Raw genomic sequence first — 16,825 nt, 5'->3', positions numbered from 1 at the left:
TATTATTTCATTTTTAAGAAATCACTCCAGAACCTAGAAGTTCTTCTTCTTTATACCAAGCAACAAATTGTCCTTCTTGTATAGCTGATTGTGGGTTCTCAAATGCTACATATAGCCCTTTTTCAACGCTATATAAAGTTGCTTTTTCTAATTTTTGACGGTAACGAATTCTTGCTTCTACCTCCATATTCTCCCCAGGTTGTAAAGCTAAATCTTTACGTACCCAATGCAATTCCTCATTTGAAACAAATAAAACATTTCTATACAGTCCTTGATGGTTTTTACCTTCACCTGTGTATATCACATTTTCGTTTACATCTGTTTCTATAACAAATAGCGGTTCTTTAGTTCCTCCTACTGCTAATCCTTTACGCTGTCCTTTTGTAAAATAATGAGCTCCTTGATGTTTACCTACAACCTTTCCATCTTCTTTTTTGTAAGAAAATTTAGTTGATAAATATTCTAGTTCTGCTTCTTTATTCTCAAACTTTGGAGTTGAACGCGTGTATTGCTCAAAGCTACTAGGTATACTTATAATTTCTCCTTCTTTAGGTTGTAATTTTTGCTGTAAAAAGTCTGGCAATCGTACTTTACCTATAAAACACAATCCTTGAGAATCTTTTTTATCTGCTGTAATTAAATCGGCTTGTTTAGCTATTTCTCTTACTTCAGGTTTTGTTAGTTCACCTATAGGAAACAATGCCTTTGACAATTGCTTTTGCGATAATTGGCATAAAAAATACGATTGATCTTTATTCGTATCTTTTCCTGCTAATAGCTTGTATACTGGCTTACCATCAACAATTTCTTCTCCTTTTCTACAATAGTGACCTGTTGCTACATAATCTGCACCTAAATTTAGCGCGATGTCCATAAAAACATCAAACTTTATTTCACGGTTACATAAAACATCTGGATTTGGAGTACGTCCTTTTTCATACTCATTAAACATATAATCAACGATACGCTCCTTGTATTGCTCGCTTAAATCTACTGTTTGAAAAGGTATTCCTAACTTTTCAGCAACAATCATTGCGTCATTACTATCTTCTAACCACGGACATTCATCGGAAATAGTAACAGAATCATCGTGCCAATTCTTCATAAATAGCCCAATTACTTCATATCCTTGCTCTTTTAATAAATGAGCAGTTACACTACTATCTACTCCTCCTGAAAGTCCTACTATTACTCTTTTCATTCTTTCTTTTTGAAGATGCAAATTTACGAATAAGTTTCTGTTTTTAATATGGAAAAAATTGATGGTGCTATTGAGGGAATTGATGTACTCTAACATAGAGTAATTCCTCGTTGTTTTCAGTTGAAATTAACCTGAGGTTATCTTTACTTATAGAAAACTTATAAAAGTTAAATTTTGGGTTTTCTCCATAGTTTACTATTTGCAACTCTGGTTTATGTCCATGAATTTTATAAATACCATACTTTTTCTCTCTTGGTCCATTTTGAATAACATAAGTATCGTCCCATCTTAAGAATAAAGTTTCTTTTGAAGTAACATTAGTGTTTAAAAATTCTCCATCTTTCTTTACTCTTTTAGATTTTAATTTCCACAACCCTAATAATTCATTTCCTTTAGAAGTAGGTATTTCGTTTATTTTTTCTAAATAAACCGTAATATTTTCTCCCTCCTCTTTTCTTCTCCATAGCATTTTATTCTTACTCAATTCAACTTTAAAAGGTTCAGTTAAATCAGCTACTCCATTTTTATTATTAATGGATAATAAATTATTTTTCAGGCTCCATGTTCCATAAGAATGCTGGAACCAACCATTTCCTGAAGTTTGAGTAGCATCTTCTTTAAAATTCATCCAACGAGCATTAGGCGTCATTTCTTTTTTACCCATTTCTACTTTTTTAACTAACCAAAGTCCTGAAATAGTTGATGTTTTATTTTCATTACAAGAAATAAAAACACTTAAAATTAATAACCCAATTATGCTTCTATACATCGTAATTATGTTATTTGTTCTTTAACTCAGAAAGTCTAGTTCGTTTCTTTTTATCTACAATTTCTCCATCCATATAAAACTCCCACTTACCTATTCTCTTTCCGTTTTTATATAATCCTTTTTCTTTAATTCCACCTTTTAAATCGTAGTATTTTCCTTCTCCTTCTAATTTTCCATTAGCATAAAACACTTCCTCTATTAAAATTCCAGAATCGGTAAAGGTTTTTGATATTCCATTTTTCTTTCCTTCTTCATATATCATCTCTTGTGTTATATTTCCATTAGAATAATAATTTTTAACTATTCCGTTTAACACACCATCTTTATATTCTTCTTCTGAAAATAACTTCCCATTTGTAAAATAATACACCCACTTTCCAGTACGTTTTTTCCCAATCATTTTACCTTCGCTCTTTACCCTTCCTAATTCGTTGTAAAATTTAACAGAAGCTGTATCGTTTTTAAAAACCTTAACAATAGATGGTTGTGTTGATGAAGTAATTGGATAAAATTTAAAAACGCCTATTTCTTTACCGTTTTTAAACTTTCCTGAATAACGAATTTTTCCATTATCATAAAACTTCTTCCATACGCCTGTTCTCTTTCCGTTAGCATCCAATTTATTTATTTTCTGTGCTTTAATTGAAATAATAAAAAAAGCCGATAAGAAAAGTGCTATTGAAAATTTCCTTTTTATATTTAGCATTGATAATTCTTTTTATAATAATTGTATAACTTACTTATTTCAAAAATACATAAACCATACCAATATGAGTATTGATTTTTTAATTTCTGTTTTAAATGATATGGAGAACCCCGCTAGGGTAAACAGAAATAACGCTGCTATTATTGTATTAGAGCAGCCAAAATTAATAAAACATTTAGTTGATTTAACTTTTAACATTAATAATAAGATCTCTATTAAAGCTGCTTGGGTATTAGAATGGATTTGCACGCATCATGGTATTGCGTACATTCATCCTTATTTAAATATTTTTACCGAAAACATTTCTAAAGTACATTTTGATAGTGCTATTAGACCTTGCGCTAAAATTTGTGAGCATTTAGCGACTGCTTATACGGCTAAACAAAAAAACGAAACTCAAATAGTATTAACTCAAGAACATATTAATGCTATTATTGAAACTGGTTTCGACTGGTTAATCACCGATCAGAAAATAGCAGTGAGAGCTTATACCATGACTTCTTTATACTTATTCGGTTTAGAAAAAGATTGGGTGCACCCTGAATTAAAACATTTAATTAGTTCTAAAATTATTCACGAAAGCAAGGGTTGCAAAGCTCGTGGTAAAAAGATTTTAGAAATGATTGAAAAAACATAATAATTATGAAACTAGATGTCAAACTATTAATCCTATTTATTTCCTTTTCATCTTTATTAAACGCTCAGTTTCAAAAAGAAGCTACTAAGCTCACTATAAGTTTTATGGAAGAACAAAAAATCCCTGGTCTTTCAATTACTGTATCACAAAAGGGTAAAATCATTTGGTCTGAAGGATTTGGGTATTCTGATGTTACGATGAATAAAAAAGTATCTCCAAAAAATACTCAGTTTAGAATTGCCAGCATTTCTAAAACTCTTACCGCAGTTGCCTTAGCTAAACTTGTTGATGACAACAAATTAAACTTAAACCATAGTTTATATAAATACGTTCCTAATTTCCCTAAAAAAAAGCACGATTTTACAATCCGTCAAATTGCAGGGCATACTGCAGGCATAAGACACTATAATGGGAATGAATTTTTAATAAACAATAAAATGTCTATAATTAAAGGGCTTGATGTATTTAAAGATTCTGAATTACTTTTTAAACCAGGTACTAAGTTTAAGTATAGTACGTATGGTTGGAATTTATTAAGTGTTGTTATTCAAAACGCAAGCAATAGAGATTTTTTTGACTTTATGGATGCTGAAGTTTTTCAACCTTTAAAAATGAATAAAACTACCGTAGATGCATCTGATAAAGAAAATGTAAACAGCACACAGTTTTATGTAAAAAGAAAAGGAAAAGTAGTTCTTGGGCCTAAAGTAAGTAACGAATTTAAAGCTGCTGGTGGAGGTTTCTTATCTACCTCTGAAGATTTAGTTTTATTTGGAAATGAATTTATAACGCCTCAAGTAATCAGTACAAATTCCTTATCAGAACTTACTACATCTAACAAAATTAATGAGGGTAAAAAAACGAAGTATGGAATTGGTATAAGTATTCGTAAAACAAAAAACAACACTCTAAAACTAAGTCATTCTGGAGGAGGTGTTGGCGCTTCATCTATGCTATTAATTTATCCTAAAGAAGAAATTGTTATTTCTATTCTTACTAATTTGTCTCGAGTAAAAATGCGCGATTATATAAAAGAGTTGGAGAACTTATTAATTCGTTAAAAATATTCCAACAGTTCCTACTATTCTAATTACAAGAAAAACCGAATACCATTTTGGAAACTAAATTACCTCTCTCGGAAACTACTTAACCAACTTCTAATAAACCAACTATATCTTTAAAATAATATTTACAATTAAATTATAAGTTATGTTAAAAAAAATTTTAAAGTTAAATGGAGTACAAGAACTAGACAGTTTAACTCAAAAAGAAATTGAAGGTGGTGGTAATGTTGGTGGTTATTTAGATGGAATGCATATAGGCACAGAAATTTTTGAACCAGAGCCAACTCCAACACCAACATGGAAGTACAGATGTTATAGTAAAAACCATCAAACTGGTGGAACCTATTATATGAGTAATGTTATATTAAGAGGATACGACTGTTACCTTAATAACTAACAACTAAAAAGCGAGCTATATGCTCGCTTTTTTAATATTCTTTATTACATCTATTCTATATTCGTAGGCTTTCTATAGCCTTGAAAAGGTTGTTTTAACAACTCCTTTAAATTGGAGTTTTTTTCTTCATCAGGAAAAGTATCAACACCATATACTATTTGTTCTCTATCTAATTCCATGTAGGTTCCTAATAACCGATCCCAAATAGAAAAAATATTTCCATAATTAGAGTCTGTATACGGCAGCATATTATGATGATGCACTTTATGCATATCTGGTGAAACTATAATATAACTCAAAGCTTTATCTAGTTTTTTAGGCATTTTAATATTTGCATGTGTTAGCTGGGTAAAAACTAATGACATTGACTGGTATAACATAATAATTGCTATAGGAGTTCCTACTAAAAACACACCTATTAAAGTAAAAGTAAAACGTATTACACTTTCTAAAGGGTGGTGCCTGTTAGCTGTTGTAGTATCTACCTTATGATCTGAGTGATGCACTAAATGTACCATCCATAAAGGTTTTACCTTATGCTCTACATAATGTGCTAAATAAGCGCCAAAGAAATCTAAACATAAAACGCCTAAAATTACATATAACCATAAAGGCATTGCTGGTAACCAATTAATCAATCCAAAATTATTCGCTTGCACCCAATCGGCAGTTTTAAGCAATAAAAAGGCCAATGTAAAATTGATAATAATTGTAGTTCCAGTAAAAAACAAATTAGGCCATGCATGCTTCCATTTATTGTATTTAAACTTAAACAAAGGCAAAGCACTTTCTAAAAGCCAGAAAAAAGTGATCCCTCCTACTAGAATTAAGCTTCGATGGCTTGATGGAATAGTTTCAAAATAATTAACGATGGTATCCAATATGTATTATTTTTTTCTAAAAATAAGAAAAAGTTTTGAGTATCTATTTCACCTCGTAAAAAGTCATTCCGTTACACTTTTCATGTATCGTATATTTCAAATAAATTAAGTAACATATAACCAGATCCATAAAAAATAGAAATGAAGTTAATTGTAGGTAATTATTACGAAACTATAAAATATGAGAGTTTGTATGGAGAAACCTCATTCACCCTATAAAAATAACACAAAACTATCAGCGAACTTCGCTGATGCAATAAATATATAACGAAACCTTCAGCGAACTCCGCTGATGCAATAAATACAAAACGAAACCGTCAGCGAACTCCGCTGATGCAATAAATATAAAACAGAACCATCAGCGAGCTTCGCTGATAAAATAAATATACAACGAAACCATCAGCGAGCTTCGCTGAGAGAAAAAACATAAAAAAACCTCATTTTTAGGCTATAACCTACCTAATTAGCCCCCACTAAGTGATTCTCCTGATAAAAAAATAGGGAAAAACCTTACTTTAAGTATGGTTTTCCGCAGAATTAGCTTCTTTTTTTACGTTACATTCGAATGCTCAAAAAATTTAGTGAATTTATTGAGTTGTATAACCACATTAAAAAGGTATTCCATAACTAGTTATAATATACTTTTAATCATGTTCAATTTAGACTAACGTTAACTGTTTGAAGTAAAAAAATGACAGAGATAACTAATTTTAATTTTTATAAAGAACTTCACCTTTCGGAACTTAAACGAAAAAATGATATTGACTCACTTGTTGGGTATCCAACAACTCTCATAACAATACTTATTGGTTCTGCTTTTTATTTTTTTAAAAGTGAGAATTTTACTTATAAATCAACAGATAATAGCTTTCTGATTTTCTTACTCATACTAATTGTTTGTTTATTTGGAACCTCTATAGTTGTAGCAATTGTTTTTCTTATTAAAATGTATTTAAATACTTTCAAAAAGTATAAATATCTACCTTCTCCTTTAACTCTTAAAAAAAGAGAAAAAGAATTATATGAACACTATGAGGGATTTTATTTAGAAACAGAGTCTAAAGAATCATATAAGAAAGCGATTGAGTATGCTGATAATGAGTTCAAAAAAGACCTTCTAAACTATTACATAGATTACGGAACAAATAATCAGATAGTAAATGACAATAGAACTAAAGACTATTACAGTTCTAGAAAATGCTTGACTTTCGCTATTTTCTTACTATCCTTAATTGGAATATTAATACTTATAAAATAACTATTTATGGCAAATCAAAAACCACCACCACCACCACCTCCTCCTCCAGGAAGGCAATTAAATCAACCTCCTCCATCTAGACAAAAACCACCTCCACCCAAACCTAAAAAATAACCGTTTAGTAACAATGTATAAAAAACATAGGGAGTTTGTGCTAAACCGAAAGGTCTGTGAGTATTAACAAAGTTCGCTAAATATAAAATTTGACATTTAAGAGAATAAAATAAAAGCAAAATATTTATATTTAGCTAAGTAATAAACCGAAACGAAAGTGCTTTTTAACTTCCCTACGTTTCTTATACTAACCGTTAGCAAACATTAAAAAAACTGAACTCAAGAAAATGACAGCAGTAATAGGAATATTAAATAAACACGGAGTAACAATGGCAGCTGATAGTGCTGTTACAGTAACAGGTGGAAATCAAAAAAAGATTTACAACACTGCTAATAAACTATTTACATTATCAAAGCATCACCCAGTTGGAATAATGATATATGATTCCTCAACCTTTATGTCAACACCTTGGGAAATCATAATCAAACTTTATAGAAAGGAGCTTAAAGACAAAAGCTTTGACACAATAGAAGAATATAAAGAGGATTTTATAAAATTCTTAAAAGGTAAAGATTTTTATACAACACCAGAATATCAGCTTCTAAACTTAAAACAGTTTTTATATTGGCAATTAGATATTTTAAAAAATAGAATGATTGAAAATCTATCAGACGGAAAATCAGAAGATGAATTATCTGTTGAGTTTCAAGAAATTATTCTCGAAGATTTACAAAATAATATTAATTCATATGATGGAGCAACAAATATTCTAACTGATTTTGCCGATTACACATTAGAGAATTTTAAAGAATATGCAGAAGTCGAAATAAAAGAGGTAATTGATACAATATTTGATGGAATTGTTATCAATGACAATATATTTAATGCAATTATAAAATTATACTATCACCATTTGAGAACTTCCAATTTTATTGGAGTAACAACAGGAATAGTATTTGGAGGTTATGGAGAAAAAGAAATCTATCCTTCTATGGTTTCAATACAAGTATCGGATGTTATTAATAATCGTTTGCGATATTCTGATTTTGATAAATGTGAGATTTCGGACAACAATAACGGAGCAATAATGCCTTACGCTCAAATTGATGTAATAAATATGTTCATAAAAGGAATTGACCCTGAAATTGACCATACTTATATTTCTGTATTCCAAAAATTGCTAAAAGATTATACAGATACAATAGTCGGATTATTAAACGGAGAAAATGATGATTTAGCACAAAAAATAAATGGTTTAGATTTGTCAATTATTTCTAAAGAATTTGAAAAACAATTGAATCAATTAAAACGGGAAAAGCAAATTTTACCAACTCTTGACACAGTTGCAATTTTATCAAAAGAAGACTTGGCTGAAATGGCTGAAAGTTTGATTTATTTAACTTATCTAAAAAGGAGAATTTCTTCTTCGGAAGAAAGTGTTGGTGGACCAATCGACGTTGCTATAATCAGTAAAGGAGATGGGTTCATTTGGAAAAAAAGAAAACACTATTTTGAAGGAGATTTAAATAAACATTTTATGGCTAATTATTTTAACAATTAATATTATGCTTTCGAAACTAAAAAAAAATTTATCGATTAAAGAAACTCTTGTCAAAAAAGATAAAAAGACAGAATTAAAAATTGATACTTCGATGGACTACAATACAATATCGGACATTATAACAGAGAAATTAATGGCTAAAATAAAAGAAAGCGTTTGTTAACACCGTATATAATTAATTGCTTGGTTTTAGAATACTTACGAAAATACTCGCGGATTTTCTATTCGGTGTGTATTTTCTAAATTAGTTGTTTAAAATACGCAACGAAATCATACACAAACACGTTACCTATAATTTGAGAATGACGAAATCAGAAACAAAATTATTAGTCGGAATTGGAGTTCTGATTTTGCTAATCGATATTTTACTTATGAAATATTGGATTAGTAATATTAAACCTGATCCTTTTATGTCTGTTGGAGTTGAATCTCACAGACTTGAAATATTTGGAGTGAATATTCTGATTGGAATTATTGTTTTCTTTATTAAAAAAAGACTATCGGTTTTATTCTTTATTAATACAATAGTCTGCTATTGGGTCTTTTCATTTTTTTGGAATTTTTGGATTGAGAATCATCCTTACTCACAGACGAACTATTATTTCAAAATTAAAAATAGAAATTTACGATTGGATATTTCAGAAAACCCAAATATTTACGGAATTTATGAATTAGATTCTAATAAGACTGATTCTCTGAAAATTATAGAAACGGGTATGAATGAAAAAATAGGAGACAGTATTTTATTAAAAGGTTGGAATAAAGGAGAGTTTTATAATATGTACTTTTACAATAATAAACTGATTGGACTACCAGAAAGTCCTAACCCAATTGAACTGTATAAAAAGAAATAAAAATGAAAGTTACAACCGAAAAAAATGAAAAGGTTGCCAAAATGATCTTTGCATCCATTTACCCACTTTACCTGAATAGATTGGAGAAAAATGGCAGAACAAAAGATGAACTCAACCAAGTAATAGAATGGTTTACGGGTTTTAACAAAGAAGCTTTACAAGCACTTATTGATGAAAAAGTAACTTTTAGAACATTTTTTAAAAAAGCTAAAATACATCCTAACGCACACTTAATTAAAGGTGTTGTTTGTGGTTATCGAATTGAAGAAATAGAAGATGAATTTGAATTGTATAAACAATGCAGACGTATGGAAAAGCTCATTGATGAATTGGCAAAAGGTCGTAAAATGGAGAAAATTTTGCGAAAAGAAAAAAAATAGAAGCTGAAGCTAACAAAACCTAAACTACTTTAAAAGTTAAACTTATTAATATGCTAAAAATTCACTTTTTAAGTATATTCGCTACGTACTAATATTGAAAATCTAAACTCAAAAAATTATTGTTCAATTATGAAAAATTTATTTATAGCATTCTTTTTATTATTCGTTTATACAAAATGCTCAAGTCAAACTAAAACAGAAGCGCTAGAATCTTTAGGTGAAAGAATAGATGTATATAAACTAAATAATAGCAAAAAAAACTATAACTATTTACTTGAAGAAGTTGACTTTAATCATAACAAAACGGTTAAATTCATACAATTCTGTACGGCATTTAAACTTTGCTCAACAGCATATTATTTAACAGCAAAAGAGTATTCAGAAATAACAGTTAAAGAAAATACTGAAAGTAAATACATTCAAATATTCTTCCCAAATAATTCTATAGAAACTAAAAAGATTAACATAAAAACAGAAGAACATTTTAATGGAAAAACCACATCTAGTATAACAGTTTTTCTAGAAAAAAACACACCAAAGTCTGAAGTAAATAAAATAACAAAGGCATTTGTTGATATATTAAAAATGTATAATATTAAAAAGAAGACCTTATAAACTAAAATCTAATTGGTATAACATCTTTAATACTATAGCTAAAACACCTTATAAAGCGTTGTTACAATAACACCTTTATTATCATTCAAATTAATTGACAATAGTTGCTTTTTTTCTTTTACTTTAAAATTAAATGGAGGCACTAATAAATTTAAACCACTTTGCTTTTTTAACCGTATTCCTTGTCCAGAAATAATATCTTTATTAGCTATAAAACTACCTTCAGGTACATGTTCTGTTAAAATAACATATTTAAAGTCAGTTAATTTATCAGCTATACTTTGCACTTCGGTATTCGATAAGTGTTGTAATACTTGTCTTAGCATCACACAATCAGCAATAGGTAAATCATCTGTAGCAATGTCTAAACAATGAAATTCTAAATTTTCTTCTTTAAATTTTTCTTTGTTGTAAGTTATAAGGCTTTCTACAATATCTACTGCAATGTACTTTTCAGTGTACTTAACTAGTTCTTTTCCTATATTAAAATCACCACAACCTAAATCACATACCGTAAGAGGCTTTTTAAAAGAAGCTAAAAATGATTTTACAACATCTAAATATGGAGCTATAATCTTTGGGTTATGTGAACCAAAACCTGAATAAAAATTGGATTCATTATCTCCCCAAAGCTTCATTTCATAAACCTGTTCCATAGCATCTTTAGTAGGCCAAGGTTTCTTTTGTTTTTTAGGCTTAATTTCTTTCTTATCCATTAATAACACTATAAAATTATAAAGCTATTATATTTAATTTTAACAAAAGGTCTGCTTAATTAAGGTTACTTAAAAAGTACAGGATACTAATTCTTTTATGACTTTTTTTCTCTAGACGATCTTTTAACTTTTTCATTCGATCGCACCGGTAAACGTTTCTTTAATTCTTCAACAATTCTATACGTTGCTGGGCAAACCTCCGTATTATTAATAGTTAAATCGGCTAATTGAATAAATTTTCTTCGGTTGGTGTGTGGATATTCTGCACAAGCTTTTGGGCGTACATCGTAAATAAAACAGGTATTATCTCGCTCATCTAAGAAAGAACAAGGAGCTGTTTTTAACACCATAAAGTCATCAGCATCACGCTCTAAATATTGGTTAGTAAAATCACGCACCTTCATTTTTAAATGCTTCGCAATACGTTCCGTGTCTTTATCTGTAAAAATAGGGCTTGTTGTTTTACAACAGTTACCGCATTCTAAACAGTCTGTACGCTCAAATTCTTTATCATGCAACTCTTGCATAACAACATCTAAGTTTTTAGGCGTACGCTTTTTTAATGTAGCAAAATACTTTTTGTTCTCTTTTGCTGCATCCTGCGCTAACTTTTGTAAGTTTTCCAAGTCTTTATCCATGTTGCAAAAATACCTATATAAATTGTTAGAATCAGTTTAAATATCATCCAAATAAATTATGTAATTTTGCACTTCAATTTTTAATAACTAATGAGCATACAAACCTTAATAGAAGCTAAAGTAAAAGAAGGATTTTTAGCCTTGTATAATATTGAAATTCCAAGTGTAGAATTTCAAGCAACCCGTAAAGATTTTGAAGGAGACATCACTGTAGTGGTATTTCCTCTTTTAAGGTACAAAAAAGGAAGTCCTGTACAAATTGGTGAAGATTTAGGAGCTTATTTAGTAGAAAACGTTGAAGACATTACCAATTATAATGTAGTAAAAGGATTCTTGAACTTAGTTATAAACGATAGTTTTTACACAAACTTCTTTAATGAAATTACTACGGATTCTTCTTATGGATTTGTTACGCCTTCGGCAAACGAATCTTCAAGAATGGTTGAATATTCATCGCCAAACACCAACAAACCTTTACACTTAGGACATGTTCGTAATGTATTGTTAGGCTATTCAGTTTCTGAAATTTTAAAAGCTTCAGGGAAAAAAGTTTACAAAACACAGATTATTAACGACCGTGGAATCCATATTTGTAAATCGATGTTAGCTTGGCAAAAGTTTGGTAACGGAGAAACTCCAGAATCAACAGGTTTAAAAGGAGATAAATTGGTTGGAAATTATTATGTAAAGTTCGACCAAGAATATAAAAAAGAGATTGCTAATTTAGTAGCAAGCGGAACTTCTGAAGATGATGCTAAAAAACAAGCTCCTTTGTTTGTTGAAGCACAAGAAATGTTACGTAAATGGGAAGCTGGCGATGAAGAAGTTGTAACGCTTTGGAAAGAAATGAATTCTTGGGTTTATAAAGGTTTTGATGTTACTTACAAAAGTATTGGAGTTGATTTTGATAAGCTATATTACGAAAGTAACACCTATTTATTAGGTAAAGACGTAATTGAAGATGGTATAACTAATGGTGTTTTTTATAAAAAAGAAGACGGTTCTGTTTGGTGCGATTTAACCGATGAAGGTTTAGATGAAAAGCTAGTATTACGTTCTGATGGTACTTCTGTATATATGACGCAAGATATTGGTACCGCTATACAACGTGCTAAAGATATGTCGGATGTCGGTGGAATGGTATACACTGTTGGTAACGAACAAGACTATCACTTTAAAGTATTATTCTTAATTCTAAAGAAATTAGGATATTCTTGGGCTGAACAATTATATCATTTAAGTTATGGTATGGTTGATTTACCTTCTGGAAAAATGAAATCTCGTGAAGGTACTGTTGTTGATGCGGATGATTTAATGACGGAAATGACCAATACTGCCCGTACTATTTCGCAAGAATTAGGAAAATTAGAAGGGTATTCTGATGAAGAAAAAGAAGAACTGTATAGAATTATTGGATTAGGTGCTTTAAAATACTTTATTTTAAAAGTAGATCCTAAAAAGAGAATTTTGTTTGACCCAAAAGCCTCTGTTGACTTTCAAGGAAACACTGGACCTTTTATTCAATATACCTATGCTAGAATTCAATCAATATTAAGAAAAGCAGATTTTGATTACTCAAATGCTGTATCGATTGAATTACACGCTAAAGAAAAAGAATTAATTAAACAATTAGAGTTATATCCTGAAACTATTCAGCAAGCAGCTAAGAATTACTCACCTGCTGTAATTGCTAATTACACGTATGATTTGGTAAAAGAGTTTAACTCATTTTACCAAAACGTTCATATTTTAGGAGAAGAAAATCAAGATAAAAAAGTATTTAGAGTTCAGTTATCTAAAAAGGTAGCCGATACTATAAAATCAGCATTCTCATTATTAGGAATTCAGGTTCCAGAAAGAATGTAATTTTGCGTTAGGGATTGAACGGCTTGTTTGAGCTCGTTGAAGAATGAAACAGCGAATAGTGAAAGCCCGCTCGAACGCCCAAAGTAATTAATTAGAATAAACAAACAACAAGTAAAAATAAACGACATGAAATACGACGTATTAATAATCGGAAGTGGTCCTGGAGGTTATGTAACAGCTATTAGAGCATCTCAATTAGGATTTAAAGTTGCCGTAGTAGAAAAAGAAAACTTAGGTGGAATTTGCTTAAACTGGGGATGTATTCCTACCAAAGCTTTATTAAAATCTGCGCAAGTATACGATTACTTAAAACATGTTGACGCTTATGGTTTAAAAGCTGAAGCTATTGATAAAGATTTTGAAGCGGTTATTAAACGTAGTCGTGGTGTTGCTGAAGGAATGAGCAAAGGTGTTCAGTTCTTAATGAAGAAAAATAAAATTGATATTATTGATGGTTTTGGTAAAATAAAACCTGGTAAAAAAGTAGATGTTACTGCTGCTGATGGTACTGTAACTGAATACTCTGCAAATAATATTATTATTGCTACTGGAGCACGTTCTCGTCAATTACCAAACTTACCACAGGATGGCAAAAAAGTAATTGGTTACCGTGAGGCTATGAGCTTACCAACACAACCCAAATCTATGATTGTTGTAGGTTCTGGAGCTATTGGAGTTGAGTTCGCACATTTCTATAACTCAATGGGAACTGATGTTACTGTTGTTGAATTTATGCCAAACATTGTACCTGTTGAAGATAAAGATGTTTCTAAACAAATGGAACGTTCTTTTAAGAAAGCTGGTATTAAAGTTATGACGAATTCTTCTGTAGAATCTGTTGATACTTCTGGTGATGGTGTAAAAGCTACAGTTAAAACTAAAAAAGGTGAACAAATTTTAGAAGCTGATATCGTATTATCGGCAGTTGGAATTAAAACAAATATTGAAAACATCGGATTAGAAGATGTTGGAATTATTACTGATAGAGATAAAATCTTAGTAAACGACTGGTACCAAACAAATATCCCTGGATATTATGCTATTGGTGATGTTACTCCTGGTCCTGCCCTAGCGCACGTTGCTTCTGCTGAAGGAATTACATGTGTTGAAAAATTAGCTGGTGTACATACTGAAGCTATCGATTATGGAAACATTCCTGGTTGTACCTATGCTACTCCAGAAATTGCTTCTGTTGGTTTAACTGAAGAAAAAGCAAAAGAAGCTGGTTACGAATTAAAAGTTGGTAAATTTCCTTTTTCTGCTTCTGGTAAAGCAAAAGCTGCTGGAACTCCTGATGGATTTGTTAAAGTAATTTTTGATGCTAAATACGGTGAATGGTTAGGGTGTCATATGATTGGTGCTGGTGTAACTGATATGATTGCTGAAGCTGTTTTAGGGCGTAAATTAGAAACTACTGGACATGAAGTATTAAAAGCTATCCATCCTCACCCAACAATGAGTGAAGCGGTTATGGAAGCTGTTGCTGATGCTTATGATGAAGTAATTCATTTATAGTATTTTACAAATAAATACACAATAATAAAAAAACATAAACCTTACCAATTTCGGTAAGGTTTTCTTTTTACAAAAAACTTCTTAAAACTAAGAATCAAGCACTTACAAAATTAAAATAATATAAAACCCTAAAAATCAACTTCTGGCATTAAAATTGTTACCTTTTTCACTTAAAAATTTTATTAATTTAAACTAAATTACCATGAAAAATTTTACTTTAAGTGTATTACTTTTATTTGCAACATTAAACATTTCATTTGCTCAAGAAAAAGAAAAAAGACAGGAGGTTGGTATTAATTTTACTTCCCTCAATAACTTTGGAATTACATATAAAACAGGTACTGCTAAAAACTTATGGCGCTTTAATATATTAGCTTTAAACTTCAACAATAATAAGGGCGAAATAATAAATCAACAACAATTTATTGGTGAACACTATAGTGTTGGAGCTGGAATTAGTGTTGGTAAAGAATTTAGAAAAATTATTACTAAAAACTTAGAATTCCGCTATGGTTTTGATGTTGCTTTCAACTACGGCTGGTATAAAAACATTAATAAGGATAACAATAACTACTTTGAGAATGAAAGAACAACATATTCTCCTTCTTTAGTAGGAGTTATTGGAGCCAATTATATATTTAGTGAAAATTTAGCTTTTGGAGTAGAATTACTACCTAACTTCAATTATACTACAGGAAATAATAGAATAGTAAATGGTAACGTAGAAAATAAAGGAGATATCTCTGCGTTTGGATTCAACCTAAACAGCAATATTGCTAGATTATCTTTATCATATAGGTTTTAAAACTTTAACCATTTTATTATACATTTATAAGCCTCACTAATTAGTGAGGTTTTTTTATCTTTGAGCATGAAGAAATTAATCCCAATATTCGTATTGTTTATAGTATGTTTTTATTCTTGCAAGAAAGAAGAAAAAAAAACATCAGTACACCCTTTAAGTATTCCTTTTAATGAACGTCCAGTACCTACACTTCCAAACGCTAATAATATTGCAACTGGCGTTGTAGGTGGAGCACATTATATATGCCCTAAGAAATGTAAAGGTGGAACTTCTAGCGCTAAAGGAGCTTGTCCTATATGTAGCACAGAACTTACTCATAATCAAGCTTTTCATAATAAACCAATTAATACTACCATTGCTCCAATATCAACGCCTGTAGCAACTCCAGCTTCTGGGCCAAATGCTAAAGGTGAATATCATTATAAGTGTAAAAATGGTTGTGCTGGTGGTGAAGATGCTGCTGGTAAGTGCAGAAGTTGTTCTTCAGATTTAGAACACAATACAGCTTATCATAGTTAATGATTAATAAAACTTAAAACATTTAAACCTCACCAGTTTGGTGAGGTTTAAATGTTTTAAGTAATCAAATGTATTTACCATTACTATATTTTGGACTTCTACTTATAAAATCTCTAAAAATGCTGTATGGCTTGCTCCCATTAGCATAAATACTCGATGATCTTCTTTCTTTAAGTTCTATTCTATTTAAATTAGAATACATTCTCAAATTTCTTTGGTAATATTTTGCTGCTTCATCTGCTCCTTCAAAATTGTATTTAGTACCCGCATGTGTTAACATATCTGCATTATATTCAATTAAATAGTTTAAAAAATTATGCACCTATACATTTAGAGAATAATCAAACAATCGTCTACAGTAGAAGACACTTACATTTTTTTAAAAACT

General features: G+C 30.2%; 19 protein-coding genes. 12 read left to right on the top strand and 7 right to left on the bottom strand.

Annotation, left to right across the window (positions count from 1 at the left end; translation table 11 throughout):
• Positions 1 to 13 precede the first annotated feature (13 nt).
• From mnmA to Q0881_RS04970, 3 genes are read right to left on the bottom strand one after another with little or no spacing between them, the layout of a single operon-like run.
• Positions 14 to 1,297, bottom strand: coding sequence for a tRNA 2-thiouridine(34) synthase MnmA (gene mnmA, locus Q0881_RS04980; RefSeq protein WP_299157393.1), 1,284 nt, complete (start codon positions 1,295 to 1,297; stop codon positions 14 to 16).
• Positions 1,269 to 1,970 carry a hypothetical protein gene (locus Q0881_RS04975; RefSeq protein WP_299157391.1) on the bottom strand — a complete coding sequence of 234 codons (702 nt, stop codon included), beginning with the start codon at positions 1,968 to 1,970 and terminating at the stop codon, positions 1,269 to 1,271. The genes mnmA and Q0881_RS04975 overlap by 29 nt, the downstream gene beginning before the upstream one ends.
• A gap of 10 nt (positions 1,971 to 1,980) precedes the next feature.
• Positions 1,981 to 2,676, bottom strand: a complete 696-nt coding sequence (locus Q0881_RS04970) for a toxin-antitoxin system YwqK family antitoxin (RefSeq protein ID WP_299157389.1) — start codon at positions 2,674 to 2,676, stop codon at positions 1,981 to 1,983.
• A gap of 64 nt (positions 2,677 to 2,740) precedes the next feature.
• Here Q0881_RS04970 and Q0881_RS04965 point away from each other — a divergent pair, with 64 nt between their 5' ends.
• The 3 genes from Q0881_RS04965 to Q0881_RS04955 all read left to right on the top strand — a co-directional run bounded on the left by Q0881_RS04965 (position 2,741) and on the right by Q0881_RS04955 (position 4,774).
• Positions 2,741 to 3,313, top strand: coding sequence for an adenylosuccinate lyase (locus Q0881_RS04965; RefSeq protein WP_299157387.1), 573 nt, complete (start codon positions 2,741 to 2,743; stop codon positions 3,311 to 3,313).
• A 5-nt stretch (positions 3,314 to 3,318) separates the two neighbouring features.
• Complete coding sequence (locus Q0881_RS04960) at positions 3,319 to 4,374, top strand: serine hydrolase domain-containing protein (protein ID WP_299157385.1); 1,056 nt, start codon at positions 3,319 to 3,321, stop codon at positions 4,372 to 4,374.
• A gap of 148 nt (positions 4,375 to 4,522) precedes the next feature.
• On the top strand, positions 4,523 to 4,774 hold the full coding sequence (locus Q0881_RS04955; protein ID WP_299157383.1) for a hypothetical protein: 252 nt from the start codon (positions 4,523 to 4,525) through the stop codon (positions 4,772 to 4,774).
• Between the two features lie 50 nt (positions 4,775 to 4,824).
• On the opposite strand, the gene Q0881_RS04950 is transcribed toward Q0881_RS04955, so the two are convergent.
• A complete protein-coding gene (locus Q0881_RS04950) occupies positions 4,825 to 5,655 on the bottom strand; it encodes a sterol desaturase family protein (RefSeq protein WP_299157381.1) in 831 nt (276 codons plus the stop codon).
• 691 nt (positions 5,656 to 6,346) lie between these two features.
• Between Q0881_RS04950 and Q0881_RS04945 the strand changes: the two genes are divergently transcribed.
• The 5 genes from Q0881_RS04945 (at position 6,347) to Q0881_RS04925 (ending at position 10,378) form a co-directional block, all read left to right on the top strand.
• Positions 6,347 to 6,913, top strand: coding sequence for a hypothetical protein (locus Q0881_RS04945; RefSeq protein WP_299157379.1), 567 nt, complete (start codon positions 6,347 to 6,349; stop codon positions 6,911 to 6,913).
• Positions 6,914 to 7,254: 341 nt separating this feature from the next.
• Positions 7,255 to 8,529 carry a hypothetical protein gene (locus Q0881_RS04940; RefSeq protein WP_299157377.1) on the top strand — a complete coding sequence of 425 codons (1,275 nt, stop codon included), beginning with the start codon at positions 7,255 to 7,257 and terminating at the stop codon, positions 8,527 to 8,529.
• A 302-nt stretch (positions 8,530 to 8,831) separates the two neighbouring features.
• The gene (locus Q0881_RS04935; protein WP_299157375.1) at positions 8,832 to 9,383 is read left to right on the top strand and encodes a hypothetical protein; all 552 of its coding nucleotides are present in this window, start codon (positions 8,832 to 8,834) and stop codon (positions 9,381 to 9,383) included.
• A gap of 2 nt (positions 9,384 to 9,385) precedes the next feature.
• Positions 9,386 to 9,763 carry a DUF2200 domain-containing protein gene (locus Q0881_RS04930; RefSeq protein WP_299157373.1) on the top strand — a complete coding sequence of 126 codons (378 nt, stop codon included), beginning with the start codon at positions 9,386 to 9,388 and terminating at the stop codon, positions 9,761 to 9,763.
• Between the two features lie 129 nt (positions 9,764 to 9,892).
• On the top strand, positions 9,893 to 10,378 hold the full coding sequence (locus Q0881_RS04925; RefSeq protein WP_299157372.1) for a hypothetical protein: 486 nt from the start codon (positions 9,893 to 9,895) through the stop codon (positions 10,376 to 10,378).
• Positions 10,379 to 10,416: 38 nt separating this feature from the next.
• Here Q0881_RS04925 and Q0881_RS04920 read toward each other — a convergent pair whose 3' ends face one another.
• Positions 10,417 to 11,094 (bottom strand): class I SAM-dependent methyltransferase, encoded by a 678-nt coding sequence (locus tag Q0881_RS04920; protein WP_299157371.1) that lies wholly within the window; start codon positions 11,092 to 11,094, stop codon positions 10,417 to 10,419.
• 95 nt (positions 11,095 to 11,189) lie between these two features.
• Complete coding sequence (locus Q0881_RS04915; RefSeq protein WP_299157370.1) at positions 11,190 to 11,732, bottom strand: YkgJ family cysteine cluster protein; 543 nt, start codon at positions 11,730 to 11,732, stop codon at positions 11,190 to 11,192.
• Between the two features lie 90 nt (positions 11,733 to 11,822).
• On the opposite strand from Q0881_RS04915, the gene argS reads away from it, so the two are divergent.
• From argS to Q0881_RS04895, 4 genes are all read left to right on the top strand, one after another.
• Positions 11,823 to 13,598 carry an arginine--tRNA ligase gene (gene argS, locus Q0881_RS04910; RefSeq protein ID WP_299157369.1) on the top strand — a complete coding sequence of 592 codons (1,776 nt, stop codon included), beginning with the start codon at positions 11,823 to 11,825 and terminating at the stop codon, positions 13,596 to 13,598.
• 126 nt (positions 13,599 to 13,724) lie between these two features.
• Positions 13,725 to 15,113 carry a dihydrolipoyl dehydrogenase gene (gene lpdA / locus Q0881_RS04905; protein WP_299157368.1) on the top strand — a complete coding sequence of 463 codons (1,389 nt, stop codon included), beginning with the start codon at positions 13,725 to 13,727 and terminating at the stop codon, positions 15,111 to 15,113.
• 202 nt (positions 15,114 to 15,315) lie between these two features.
• Entirely contained in the window at positions 15,316 to 15,918 is a 603-nt protein-coding gene (locus Q0881_RS04900) for a hypothetical protein (RefSeq protein ID WP_299157367.1), read from the top strand.
• 66 nt (positions 15,919 to 15,984) lie between these two features.
• Positions 15,985 to 16,437 carry a heavy metal-binding domain-containing protein gene (locus Q0881_RS04895; RefSeq protein ID WP_299157366.1) on the top strand — a complete coding sequence of 151 codons (453 nt, stop codon included), beginning with the start codon at positions 15,985 to 15,987 and terminating at the stop codon, positions 16,435 to 16,437.
• Between the two features lie 64 nt (positions 16,438 to 16,501).
• Here the strand turns inward: Q0881_RS04895 and Q0881_RS04890 are convergent, their stop codons facing one another.
• The gene (locus Q0881_RS04890) at positions 16,502 to 16,759 is read right to left on the bottom strand and encodes a DUF5694 domain-containing protein (protein WP_299157365.1); all 258 of its coding nucleotides are present in this window, start codon (positions 16,757 to 16,759) and stop codon (positions 16,502 to 16,504) included.
• Positions 16,760 to 16,825 lie beyond the last annotated feature (66 nt).

This window comes from uncultured Tenacibaculum sp. (assembly GCF_947494125.1).
Lineage (GTDB): Bacteria > Bacteroidota > Bacteroidia > Flavobacteriales > Flavobacteriaceae > Polaribacter.
This window is presented reverse-complemented; position numbering and strand designations above follow the sequence as displayed.